Origin of the sequence: Paenibacillus baekrokdamisoli (assembly GCF_003945345.1) — a bacterium.
GTDB classification, from domain to species: Bacteria; Bacillota; Bacilli; order Paenibacillales; family Paenibacillaceae; genus Paenibacillus_Z; species Paenibacillus_Z baekrokdamisoli.
Genome location: NZ_AP019308.1, coordinates 5,243,725 through 5,256,550 on the forward strand (window position 1 = coordinate 5,243,725; position 12,826 = coordinate 5,256,550).

The window sequence follows — 12,826 nt, forward strand, 5'->3', positions numbered from 1 at the left end:
TGTGGTGAGAAGCGGTAGGATAAGCCCTCGACCGATTAGTATTCGTCAGCTGCATGCATTGCTGCACTTCCACCTCGAACCTATCAACCTAGTCGTCTTCTAGGGGTCTTACTAAATTGGGAAATCTCATCTTGAGGGGGGCTTCACGCTTAGATGCTTTCAGCGCTTATCCCGTCCGCACGTAGCTACCCAGCTATGCTCCTGGCGGAACAACTGGTACACCAGCGGTGCGTCCATCCCGGTCCTCTCGTACTAAGGACAGCTCCTCTCAAATTTCCTGCGCCCACGACAGATAGGGACCGAACTGTCTCACGACGTTCTGAACCCAGCTCGCGTACCGCTTTAATGGGCGAACAGCCCAACCCTTGGGACCTACTTCAGCCCCAGGATGCGATGAGCCGACATCGAGGTGCCAAACCTCCCCGTCGATGTGGACTCTTGGGGGAGATAAGCCTGTTATCCCCAGGGTAGCTTTTATCCGTTGAGCGATGGCCCTTCCATGCGGTACCACCGGATCACTAAGCCCGACTTTCGTCCCTGCTCGACTTGTAGGTCTCGCAGTCAAGCTCCCTTATGCCTTTACACGCTACGAATGATTTCCAACCATTCTGAGGGAACCTTTGGGCGCCTCCGTTACTCTTTAGGAGGCGACCGCCCCAGTCAAACTGCCCACCTGACACGGTCCCTGTACCGGATTACGGTACCAGGTTAGAACTCCGATACGATCAGGGTGGTATCCCAACGGTGCCTCCACCGAAGCTGGCGCTCCGGTTTCTTAGGCTCCCACCTATCCTGTACAGATCGTACCAAAGTCCAATATCAAGCTGCAGTAAAGCTCCATGGGGTCTTTCCGTCTTGTCGCGGGTAACCTGCATCTTCACAGGTATTAAAATTTCACCGGATCTCTCGTTGAGACAGCGCCCAAGTCGTTACGCCATTCGTGCGGGTCAGAATTTACCTGACAAGGAATTTCGCTACCTTAGGACCGTTATAGTTACGGCCGCCGTTTACTGGGGCTTCAGTTCATAGCTTCGCCTTGCGGCTAACCACTCCCCTTAACCTTCCAGCACCGGGCAGGCGTCAGCCCGTATACTTCGCCTTACGGCTTCGCACAGACCTGTGTTTTTGCTAAACAGTCGCTTGGGCCTTTTCACTGCGGCCCCCTCGGGCTATTCACCCTACCGAGGCACCTCTTCTCCCGAAGTTACGAGGTCATTTTGCCGAGTTCCTTAACGAGAGTTCTTCCGAGCGCCTTAGCATACTCTGCTCGCCTACCTGTGTCGGTTTGCGGTACGGGCACCTTCACCTGGCTAGAGGCTTTTCTTGGCAGCGGGAACACATGACCTTCGGTACTATAATTTTCCCTCCCCATCACAGCTCAGCCTTATAGTGTGCGGATTTGCCTACACACAAGCCTTACTGCTTGGACGGACTATTCCATCAGTCCGCGTCACTATCCTTCTGCGTCACCCCATTGCTCATAACGGCTTACGGTGGTACAGGAATATCAACCTGTTGTCCTTCGACTACGCCTTTCGGCCTCGCCTTAGGTCCCGACTTACCCTGAGCGGACGAGCCTTCCTCAGGAACCCTTAGGCTTTCGGCGGACAAGATTCTCACTTGTCTTTTCGTTACTCATACCGGCATTCTCACTTGAATGCGCTCCACCAGTCCTTACGGTCTGACTTCAACGTACATTCAACGCTCCCCTACCACTGATACCAAGGGTATCAATCCATAGCTTCGGTGGTGTGTTTAGCCCCGTTACATTTTCGGCGCAGAGTCACTCGACCAGTGAGCTATTACGCACTCTTTAAATGGTGGCTGCTTCTAAGCCAACATCCTGGTTGTCTGTGCAACTCCACATCCTTTCCCACTTAACACACACTTGGGGACCTTAGCTGATGGTCTGGGCTGTTTCCCTCTTGACAATGGATCTTAGCACTCACTGTCTGACTCCCGGATATAAGTACATGGCATTCGGAGTTTGGCTGGACTTGGTAACCCTTGGCGGGCCCCGCACCCAATCAGTGCTCTACCTCCATGACTCTCAATTCCGAGGCTAGCCCTAAAGCTATTTCGGGGAGAACCAGCTATCTCCGAGTTCGATTGGAATTTCTCCGCTACCCCCACCTCATCCCCGCATTTTTCAACATGCGTGGGTTCGGGCCTCCAGTGCGTGTTACCGCACCTTCACCCTGGACAGGGGTAGATCACACGGTTTCGGGTCTACGTCCACATACTATGTCGCCCTATTCAGACTCGCTTTCGCTGCGGCTCCGGCTCTTCACCTTAACCTTGCATGGGAACGTAACTCGCCGGTTCATTCTACAAAAGGCACGCCATCACCCCTATAACGGGCTCTGACTTTTTGTAAGCGCACGGTTTCAGGTTCTTTTTCACTCCGCTTCCGCGGTGCTTTTCACCTTTCCCTCACGGTACTGCTTCACTATCGGTCGCTAGGGAGTATTTAGCCTTGGCAGATGGTCCTGCCGGATTCCCACGAGGTTTCACGTGTCTCGCGGTACTCGGGATCCGTCTCGGAGAGTGTCGACTTTCAACTACAGGGCTTTTACCTTCTTTGGCGGGCCTTTCCAGACCTCTTCGTTTAACCGGCACCTTTGTAACTCCATGTGAGACGTCCCACAACCCCAAGGAGCAAGCTCCTTGGTTTGGGCTAATCCGCGTTCGCTCGCCGCTACTGACGGAATCACTATTGTTTTCTCTTCCTCAGGGTACTTAGATGTTTCAGTTCCCCTGGTATGCCTCTATATCACCTATGTATTCAGTGATAAGTAACTGTGCATTACCACAGCTGGGTTTCCCCATTCGGACATCCCCGGATCAAAGCCTGCTTACGGCTCCCCGAGGCATTTCGTTGTTCGCCACGTCCTTCATCGGCTCCTAGCGCCTAGGCATCCTCCGTGCGCTCTTACTAGCTTAACCAAATGCTCCGGTTTTGGCCTTTGTGCTCCCGTGGTACTGCGTACCAAAGTCGCTCAAACGCTCAAAACCTACGCTGCAATAAAGCGCAAACCTTGTGTAAGTCGCTCAGAACGAAGTCCTAAACCAAAAACAAACAAAGCAGCAAACCTTATTGCTAGTTAACTCAGCTAAGAGTTTATTTCGCAAATTTCATATCCAGTTTTCAAGGTGCAATCACCTGTAAAGATTACAATTGAGAATCCAATTGTTTCTTATCGGCAAATTATACATTTCATTCAACATCGCGTAGTTCTGCTGCGATATTGGTGGAGCCAAGCGGGATCGAACCGCTGACCTCCTGCTTGCAAGGCAGGCGCTCTCCCAGCTGAGCTATGGCCCCATGTGAAGTTAAATGGTTGGCCTTAGTGGACTCGAACCACCGACCTCACCCTTATCAGGGGTGCGCTCTAACCAGCTGAGCTAAAGGCCATCGATCTTTAATTTCGATGAATGTTCCAACCTACAGAACCTTCACCTCAATGGCTTAACTTTGAAAGAGATTTGCTCTTTCAAAACTGAACATGAGCGATACCTGTCAAGTATCTAACCTTCTACGAGGCTAGGTAATTCCTTAGAAAGGAGGTGATCCAGCCGCACCTTCCGATACGGCTACCTTGTTACGACTTCACCCCAATCATCTACCCCACCTTCGGCGGCTGGCTCCCTTGCGGGTTACCCCACCGACTTCGGGTGTTGTAAACTCTCGTGGTGTGACGGGCGGTGTGTACAAGACCCGGGAACGTATTCACCGCGGCATGCTGATCCGCGATTACTAGCAATTCCGACTTCATGCAGGCGAGTTGCAGCCTGCAATCCGAACTGAGACCGGCTTTTAAGGATTCGCTCCACCTCGCGGTATCGCTGCCCGTTGTACCGGCCATTGTAGTACGTGTGTAGCCCAGCTCATAAGGGGCATGATGATTTGACGTCATCCCCACCTTCCTCCGGTTTGTCACCGGCAGTCACCTTAGAGTGCCCAGCTTAACCTGCTGGCAACTAAGATCAAGGGTTGCGCTCGTTGCGGGACTTAACCCAACATCTCACGACACGAGCTGACGACAACCATGCACCACCTGTCTCCGATGCTCCGAAGAGGGGCACTATCTCTAATGCTTACATCGGGATGTCAAGAGCTGGTAAGGTTCTTCGCGTTGCTTCGAATTAAACCACATACTCCACTGCTTGTGCGGGTCCCCGTCAATTCCTTTGAGTTTCACTCTTGCGAGCGTACTCCCCAGGCGGAATGCTTAATGTGTTAACTTCGGCACCAAGGGTATTGAAACCCCTAACACCTAGCATTCATCGTTTACGGCGTGGACTACCAGGGTATCTAATCCTGTTTGCTCCCCACGCTTTCGCGCCTCAGCGTCAGTTACAGCCCAGAAAGTCGCCTTCGCCACTGGTGTTCCTCCACATCTCTACGCATTTCACCGCTACACGTGGAATTCCACTTTCCTCTTCTGTACTCAAGCTTTGCAGTTTCCAGTGCGAATCGGAGTTGAGCTCCGAGATTAAACACTAGACTTACAAGGCCGCCTGCGCGCGCTTTACGCCCAATAATTCCGGACAACGCTTGCCCCCTACGTATTACCGCGGCTGCTGGCACGTAGTTAGCCGGGGCTTTCTTCTCAGGTACCGTCACACGAGGAGCAGTTACTCTCCTCGCTGTTCTTCCCTGGCAACAGAGCTTTACGATCCGAGAACCTTCATCACTCACGCGGCGTTGCTCCGTCAGACTTTCGTCCATTGCGGAAGATTCCCTACTGCTGCCTCCCGTAGGAGTCTGGGCCGTGTCTCAGTCCCAGTGTGGCCGATCACCCTCTCAGGTCGGCTACGCATCGTCGCCTTGGTGAGCCGTTACCTCACCAACTAGCTAATGCGCCGCAGGCCCATCTACAAGCGGCAGATTGCTCCGCCTTTCCCAATTCGGCCATGCAGCCAAATTGTGTATCCGGTATTAGCATTCGTTTCCGAATGTTATCCCGATCTTGTAGGCAGGTTGCCTACGTGTTACTCACCCGTCCGCCGCTAATTTAATCGGAAGCAAGCTTCCTCTTAAATCCGCTCGACTTGCATGTATTAGGCACGCCGCCAGCGTTCGTCCTGAGCCAGGATCAAACTCTCCATAATAGAAGTTCTTCGTCACCGAGGTGACTGAAACTCCAATGCTTCCATCCCGAAGGATTTCGGCGTTACAGAAGCTTAATTGCTCAAGCTTTTGCTAGCTTTTAAAACCTTTATGACAGGTCGCTCATTGTTCAGTTTTCAAAGAACAAATACCGTTTAATTACTGCTTAGTTACTGCTTGTTTATCGCCAATGTCTCAGCGGCGACTTGATTAATATAACATATACGCCTAATCAATTGCAACCCTTTTTTTAAAGTTATTTTAAAAACACAGAAAATCGCTATATATGTGCTGTTCATTGCTTACTGCACTAGGAGCATGTACTGACGAAATTACGAAGCTATTTGGAAAGAGCTCCGTATATTCGGAAACAAACTTATCTCCCTCATCCGGCTTTCCGATGTTCTTCTTTCTTCTGCGTTGCGGTATTCTCCTGACCTACAAGTTACTTTAATCCAGATTGCTGTGCGATGACGCCCACAATTCCGGACTCGCTATGCTTCTTACGACGATTGCGTTTCTTGTTCCAAAACAGCATCAGTCTTTGGCTCTTACCTCGACCGGACTTGCACCGGCTAGTTGTGCCTAGCTTGGCTAGTTGTGCCTAGCTTGGCTAGTTGCGCTATTTTTAAAAAAACCGGTATGGACGATGGCCCATACCGGTTTGGCTTGTTTATTCACCTGCACGCTCTCTCATTAGAGGGAAGAGCAGTACGTCTCGAATCGATGGAGCATCCGTAAGCAGCATAACCAGGCGGTCAATACCAATACCCAAACCACCTGTTGGCGGCATACCGAATTCTAACGCGCGAATGAAATCATCATCCATCTCATGTGCTTCATCATTACCTTGCTCACGCTCAACCAGCTGCGATTCAAAACGCTGCCGTTGGTCAATTGGATCGTTAAGCTCCGTGAACGCATTGGCATGCTCGCGTGCAACGATAAACAATTCAAACCGATCGGTAAAACGCGGGTCAGCTGCACTTTTCTTAGCGAGCGGTGAAATAGCAACCGGATGTCCCGTAACGAAAGTCGGCTGAATCAATGTAGGCTCTCCAAATTCTTCGAAAAAGGCATTGAGGATATGACCAAATGTCATATGCGGCTCAACCTTAACCTTATGCGCTTTCGCATGCTCATGTGCTTCTTCATCTGTCATTTGTACACCGAAGTCAACTCCAGTGACTTCTTTAACTAGATCAACCATGGAGACGCGGCGCCATGCCGGTGTAAGATCCACTTCTTGACCTTGATAAGTGATTTTCGTCGTACCGAGAACCTCTTGAGCAATATGGGCGATAAGCGTCTCTGTCAGCGCCATGATATCTTTGTAATCGGCATACGCCTCGTACAGCTCAATCATCGTAAATTCAGGGTTATGCCGCGTCGACATGCCTTCGTTCCGGTAAACGCGTCCAATCTCATACACTTTCTCCATGCCACCTACAATTAGACGCTTCAAATGCAGCTCAATCGCAATTCGCATGTATAGCTGCATGTCCAATGTATTGTGATGGGTTATAAACGGACGTGCGGATGCTCCGCCTGCAATAGAGTGCAGTGTCGGCGTTTCCACTTCCAGATAACCTAGGGAATCTAAATAGCGGCGCATCGACTGAATGATACGTGAACGAGCGATAAAGGTTTGTTGAACCTCCGGATTCACGATCAAATCAACATAGCGCTGACGATAACGCAGTTCTACGTCTTTCAAGCCATGAAATTTATCAGGCAGCGGAAGCAGTGATTTGGAGAGGACAGTGATTTCTTTGGCCTTGACCGAGATTTCACCTGTATTCGTCTTAAACACTACACCTTGAACACCGATAATATCACCGATATCAAGCAAATCAAAGGCCTGAAATTCCGCTTCAGCAACGGTATCTTTGCGTACGTAAATTTGAATTTTACCACTCAGGTCTTGAATGTGCGCGAAGCCTGCTTTACCCATGCCGCGTTTCTGCATAATTCGGCCTGCTAGACGAACTACAATACCTTTGGTCTCCAATTCCTCTTTACTCTCGCCGTCATAGGCATCAATAATACCTTTTGCCTGATATGTACGCTCAAATTTACCGCCAAAAGGGTCTATACCCAGCTCGCGAAGCTGATCCAGTTTGTCTCTGCGAATTTGTAAAAGCTCGCTCAACTCTTGTTCTTGATCCTGTGTTTGATGATCCACTACCATTCATCTCCTTGTTATTCCGACAAGCGGCTTATCCCAATAATTATTTATGTAAAGAAAGTTGAAAAAAGCTTCCGGAGGAAGCTTTTCTGAGTGCGTACCTGATTACCACTTTTTGATATCAACGATTTTATATTGAATAATGCCGGCTGGAACGTTCACATCTACTACTGTTCCTTTTTTCTTACCCAGAATTGCACGGCCAACCGGACTTTCATTAGAAATCTTGTTATTTAGCGGGTCTGCTTCAGCTGTACCTACGATCGCATACTCCGTTGTATCGCCAAATTCCATGTCTTCAACGGTTACTATAGATCCAATGCTTACGGTATCGATGTCGATATCATCGTTATTAATGATTCGCGCATTACGAAGCATCTTCTCAAGGGTGATAACACGGCCCTCAATAAAAGCTTGTTCGTTCTTCGCATCCTCATACTCTGAGTTTTCACTAATATCACCATAGCCAATTGCAACTTTGATCCGCTCGGCAACTTCACGCCGTTTGACCGACTTAAGATTCTCAAGCTCATCTTCCAGTCTCTTAAGTCCGTCCTGCGTCAGAATGATCTCTTTATCGCTCATGTTACCCATTCTCCTGTCGAGTGGCATTTTTTCATACCGTGTATGAACTCACTGTACCTTCATATATTACGCTCCATACCCTTGATGATACCGCACGGGGGATAGATCTATTCGCAAATAATTCCAGGCGGACGGTTTGTTATTGAAGAATTATATTCAAATTTACCCCATATGTCAACGAGAGCCAATTGTAGGCTAGAATCAATGAAAGCCCTATCATGCAAAATGGACTTCTGGGGAAAGCTTCGGAATCCATCATTAATTATAGACGACCTCATCTGAGGCGGATGAATCGATAGAGGATGTTGGCTTCTCGCCTGCTTCACCAAGTGACTCAATGTATTGCTCTAGGATCTGAGCCATTTTGTCTCTAGTCGTCTCTTCCATAATCACGTCTTTTACTCGGGCCGCTCCCTGAATTCCTTTTAAGTACCATGCCAGATGCTTCCGCATCTCGCGTACCGCAACGGATTCCCCTTTGAGCTTAACGAGACGGTCCATATGAACAATCGCGATTGCTATCTTCTCACGTGGAGTTGGCTCAGCAAGCAGCTCGCCGTTCGTCAGATATTGAATGGTCCGATAAAGCATCCATGGATTTCCTAGCGCACCGCGTCCAATCATGACTCCGTCACAGCCGGTATGATCCAGCAGACGCTTCGCATCTTCCGGAGAGAAAACGTCGCCATTGCCAATGACGGGAATGTTTACCGCTTCTTTGACATCCTTTATAATATCCCAATTCGCTTTACCCGTATACAATTGCTCCCGTGTTCGGCCATGCACACTAACTGCTTTGCCGCCTGCACGTTCGACTGCCTGCGCATTCCGTACAGCGAATACATGCTCACTATCCCAGCCTATACGCATTTTTACGGTAACCGGTTTGTCGACAGCATCTACAACTGCCGATACCATTTCATATATTTTGTCAGGATCGAGCAGCCAACGAGCTCCTGCGTCGCATTTTGTAACCTTTGGTACAGGGCAGCCCATATTAATGTCGATAATATCGGCATTGGTTTGCTTATCGACCACTTTCGCCGCTTCCACAAGCGACTCTCGATCACCGCCAAAAATCTGGAGGCTTAACGGTTTCTCCCGTTCATCCACGTAGAGCATTTCAAGCGTACGTTTATTACCGTGGAGGATGGCTTTATCACTTACCATTTCGGCACAGACAAGGCCAGTTCCGAATTCTTTCGCTATCAGTCGAAAAGCCGGGTTACACACACCTGCCATCGGCGCCAGCACGACTTTATTCTTCATCTCGATGTTTCCGATTTTGAGCATGGACGTCTCCGCTCCCTTCTGATTTTAGAACACTGCTTCTTACGAACTCGTACTTATTAGCTTTTATCAGACGTTAATTCATCATAGCTAATATGAAGCGTCTCTGAGATTTGCTCCAGCAACTTCGGATCCGGCTTGCGTGTTCCCCGCTCTAATGAACCGAGAACAGCCACCGATACGCCCAGCTTGGCTGCGAGCTCTTGCTGTGTAAATCCTTTTAATTTGCGGAATGCGCGGACGCGCCCGGCCAATTGATCGTATTCCATAGAGCGATGCCTTCCTCTCCATCTTTCAAAGCTCGAACTGCAATTTGATTAACCTGTTCCTGAAGTGGGTGTCCACTAGAAAGAACTTCGTGGAGTGGAACGAGCACGAAGGCTCTCTCCATCATTCGCGGATGAGGCAGTGTTAACACCTCTTCATCCATTTGTACATCTGCCATCAATAGTAAATCGAGATCTATCGTACGCGGGCCCCACCGAATATCGCGGGTTCTACCCAACTGCTGCTCAAACTCAAGTAGTACATGTAATAGCTCAATCGGAGCCAGTGTTGTGCTTAGCGCCGCTGTCATGTTAAGAAAAGCAGGCTGATCGGTATAACCGACAGGGTCTGTCTCGTAGATCCCAGAGATGCGAGTGACTTGAATGGCAGGATGCCTGTCAATCAAAAGCAGCGCCTCATGCAACAGCCGCTCACGATCACCTACATTAGAACCGAGTGCGATATAAGCATCGGTTGGTTCTGTATTCGTTTGATCCTCGTTATGGCTATCTGTTGCATTCTTACTGTGGTTCATGTTCATCACGCTTTCTGCAAAGTTCCACTGTCACACCATCAAAATGGATATCAAATGGCGGGTTGGGCTTTGTTACGAACACCGTCACTTCATTTACACTAGTATAAGCTTCGAGCACTCCTGATGCAATGTGACCAGCTAAAGCTTCAATTAATTTATAGGGTGGTCCCTCAACAATTACTTTCACGAGTGCATGAATCTCTGCGTAGTTCACGGTATAACTTAAATCATCCGTTTGCGCAGCTTGTGATAAGTCGATTTTCAGCTCCACACTAACTATATATTGCTGACCCAGCCTGTTTTCCTCAGGAAATACACCGTGATAACCGAAAAAGCGCATGTTTTTTAGCATCATTTTATCCATCTTTGAACCTCCCCCACCATTATGTAAATTTGCGATATATGACTGCGTCAGCCATCATGGCCGTTCGTTTCATATCGCGAACATCATGAACGCGGATAATTTGGCAGCCTTGTGCAATGCCGAGCGTCACTGTTGCTGCTGTTCCGAATACAACCTCATCCGCTGACAGCGTAAGCGTTTGACGGATGAACAGCTTTCGCGAGGTCCCCAATAGTACTGGAAATCCAATCTCCGATAACCGACTAAGACCGCCCATCATTACCAAATTCTCATCATAATCTTTGGCAAATCCAATACCTGGATCAAGCCAAATGGAGTCATCCCGTACACCCGACTGACGAGCTATCTTCATACTTTCCTGTAAATCGGCAATAACATCCGGAACAAGTTCATTGTAATCCCGCCCATGTCGGTTGTGACTAAGGATGACGGGACAGCCATATTCAGCAGCAACTTCTGCCATTCTTGGATCTGCCTTGAAGCCCCATACATCATTGATAATATGTGCACCTGCTTCAAGCGCCTGACGAGCTGTCTCCGCTTTGTAGGTATCGATAGACAGCGGCATATTCGGGAGCGCTTTGCGTACAGCTTCAACGGTGGGCACCACTCGCCTCAGTTCCTCTTCGAGGGTAACGGGATCACTGTCAGGCCTTGTTGATTCGCCACCGATATCAATGATATCAGCACCTGCTTCAGCCATTTCACATGCATGTGCGACTGCCGCTTTAATGTTACTATATCGCCCGCCATCAGAGAATGAATCCGGTGTGGTATTCAATATCCCCATAATAAGTGTACGTGTACCTAGATCCAGCTGTACGCCACCACCCAGATCATAGCTTCTCTTGTATGGCCATTGACGGTGTGTTTCAATTAAAGGCTTCATCATAATCGGTATATCCTTTCTTCCCTGTTTTCTTACGTCTAGTTGTCTAGGCCGCTTCTAGTCTTTTCCCGGTATATCGTTAACAGCTCTCTAAAGGCTACGCCTGCTGTTCCCGCTCCAACCTTACTTATATATCCATTCCTATCTCGCAAAGTTGTCACTGGCACTAGCTCTTGAATGGAGTTGGTTACCCATACCTCGTCTGCAGCAAGAAGCTCGCTCCATGTATAAAGTCCTTCTGCAATAGAATATCCAGACTCTTGAGCCAATTCTATCACACGACTTCTTGTCACTCCCGGTAAAATACCTGTATCAATCGAGGGTGTATAAACCGTTCCATCCTGAACAAAGAATAAATTACTGACGATCCCCTCCGCTAACCAGCCTTCCCGGGTCAGCATGAGTCCCTCCGCTCCATCTGCTGCATCGAGTTGAAGTAATTCCCGTTTCGCAACGATATTATTCATATAATGCAGCGATTTCAGACGAATCTCACCCTCGGGTGTATTGCGCTTGGTGTGAAGTAACGCGAGCTGTCGACCTTCTTCATAGAGCTGGGCATTGGCAGCAGGGAGCGACTTCACGAGGAGAAGTACATTGGGCTGCATATAATCTGTAGATGGTAGCCCTAACACGGATTCACCTGCTGTGACCGTTAGCCGAACGTAAGCCTCCGTTAGCTGATTACTCTCCATTAAAGAAGTCAGCCATTCGCGGAATACCTCTATATCGGGCGTGTAATGGATGCCGATTGATCGACAACCGTCCGAAAGCCGATGCAAATGTCTCTCGAGCAAATAAGGCTGACCGCCATACGTGCGGAAGGTTTCGAACAATCCCATTCCATACAAAAAACCGTGATCGTAAACCGAGATCACGGCTTCCTCCGCTTGCTTGACTGCTCCGTTCCAGCCAATGTTCATCTTGTTGCTCCAGCACGAAAGCTGAGGAAATTGCGCAGCAGCGTAAGTCCGTTCTCTGTAATTATCGACTCGGGGTGAAATTGCACACCCTCAATTGGGTATTCTTTATGCCGCAATCCCATAATTTCACCATCCGCCGTCTCCGCTGTAATCTCGAGACAATCCGGCAAGGTTTCTCTCTTCACGATTAAAGAATGATAACGCGTCGCCGTAAACGGAGATGGAATACCTTCAAAGATCGTACGACCATCATGAATAATGGCTGATGTCTTACCGTGCATCAGCTTCTCTGCGCGAACAACATCGCCGCCGAACGCTTGTCCAATCGATTGATGACCCAGACAGACACCAAAGATCGGAATGATGCCTTTGAAACGATCAATGAGAGCAAGGCTGATGCCCGCTTCATTCGGACTGCAGGGTCCTGGTGAAATCAGAATATGATCAGGAGCTAGCTCAGCGATTCCTTCTAGAGCGATTTCGTCATTTCTTTTTACAACAATTTCTTCGCCCAGCTCTCCCAAATATTGAACGAGATTATACGTAAATGAGTCGTAGTTATCAATGACCAAGATCATATCCATTTCCCCCTAAATCGTTATCAACCTCAAATAGGATGCTTGCTGGCACACTTGTTAGCTTTATTGGGACCTTCTTTTTTGGGACAAGGCT

At 48.9% G+C, this 12,826-nt stretch carries 9 protein-coding genes, 2 tRNA genes and 2 rRNA genes; all 13 read right to left on the bottom strand.

The window, feature by feature from the left end:
* Positions 1-15: 15 nt before the first annotated feature.
* Positions 16-2,946 (bottom strand): 23S ribosomal RNA (locus tag EKN16_RS23035).
* Between the two features lie 303 nt (positions 2,947-3,249).
* Positions 3,250-3,325 (bottom strand) — tRNA-Ala (locus EKN16_RS23040).
* 13 nt (positions 3,326-3,338) lie between these two features.
* Positions 3,339-3,415: transfer RNA gene (locus EKN16_RS23045), tRNA-Ile, on the bottom strand.
* Positions 3,416-3,560: 145 nt separating this feature from the next.
* A 16S ribosomal RNA gene (locus EKN16_RS23050) occupies positions 3,561-5,115 on the bottom strand.
* Together the 16S and 23S rRNA genes with 2 tRNA genes alongside form the textbook arrangement of a ribosomal RNA operon.
* Before the next feature lie 671 nt (positions 5,116-5,786).
* The gene (gene lysS / locus EKN16_RS23055) at positions 5,787-7,298 is read right to left on the bottom strand and encodes a lysine--tRNA ligase (RefSeq protein WP_375782103.1); all 1,512 of its coding nucleotides are present in this window, start codon (positions 7,296-7,298) and stop codon (positions 5,787-5,789) included.
* 108 nt (positions 7,299-7,406) lie between these two features.
* Complete coding sequence (greA, locus tag EKN16_RS23060) at positions 7,407-7,886, bottom strand: transcription elongation factor GreA (protein WP_125662749.1); 480 nt, start codon at positions 7,884-7,886, stop codon at positions 7,407-7,409.
* Between the two features lie 258 nt (positions 7,887-8,144).
* Positions 8,145-9,179: a tRNA dihydrouridine synthase DusB gene (dusB, locus tag EKN16_RS23065; protein ID WP_125662752.1), complete on the bottom strand. Its 1,035-nt coding sequence runs from the start codon at positions 9,177-9,179 to the stop codon at positions 8,145-8,147.
* A gap of 56 nt (positions 9,180-9,235) precedes the next feature.
* Positions 9,236-9,445: a helix-turn-helix domain-containing protein gene (locus EKN16_RS23070; protein ID WP_125662755.1), complete on the bottom strand. Its 210-nt coding sequence runs from the start codon at positions 9,443-9,445 to the stop codon at positions 9,236-9,238.
* Entirely contained in the window at positions 9,397-9,978 is a 582-nt protein-coding gene (folK, locus tag EKN16_RS23075; RefSeq protein ID WP_125662758.1) for a 2-amino-4-hydroxy-6-hydroxymethyldihydropteridine diphosphokinase, read from the bottom strand. The genes EKN16_RS23070 and folK overlap by 49 nt, the downstream gene beginning before the upstream one ends.
* Positions 9,965-10,342 carry a dihydroneopterin aldolase gene (gene folB / locus EKN16_RS23080; RefSeq protein ID WP_125662761.1) on the bottom strand — a complete coding sequence of 126 codons (378 nt, stop codon included), beginning with the start codon at positions 10,340-10,342 and terminating at the stop codon, positions 9,965-9,967. Before folB ends, folK begins: the two co-directional genes overlap by 14 nt.
* 19 nt (positions 10,343-10,361) lie before the next feature.
* Positions 10,362-11,231, bottom strand: coding sequence for a dihydropteroate synthase (gene folP / locus EKN16_RS23085; protein WP_125666565.1), 870 nt, complete (start codon positions 11,229-11,231; stop codon positions 10,362-10,364).
* Positions 11,232-11,269: 38 nt separating this feature from the next.
* A complete protein-coding gene (gene pabC / locus EKN16_RS23090; RefSeq protein WP_125662764.1) occupies positions 11,270-12,154 on the bottom strand; it encodes an aminodeoxychorismate lyase in 885 nt (294 codons plus the stop codon).
* Entirely contained in the window at positions 12,151-12,732 is a 582-nt protein-coding gene (pabA, locus tag EKN16_RS23095) for an aminodeoxychorismate/anthranilate synthase component II (protein ID WP_125662767.1), read from the bottom strand. Before pabA ends, pabC begins: the two co-directional genes overlap by 4 nt.
* Positions 12,733-12,826 lie beyond the last annotated feature (94 nt).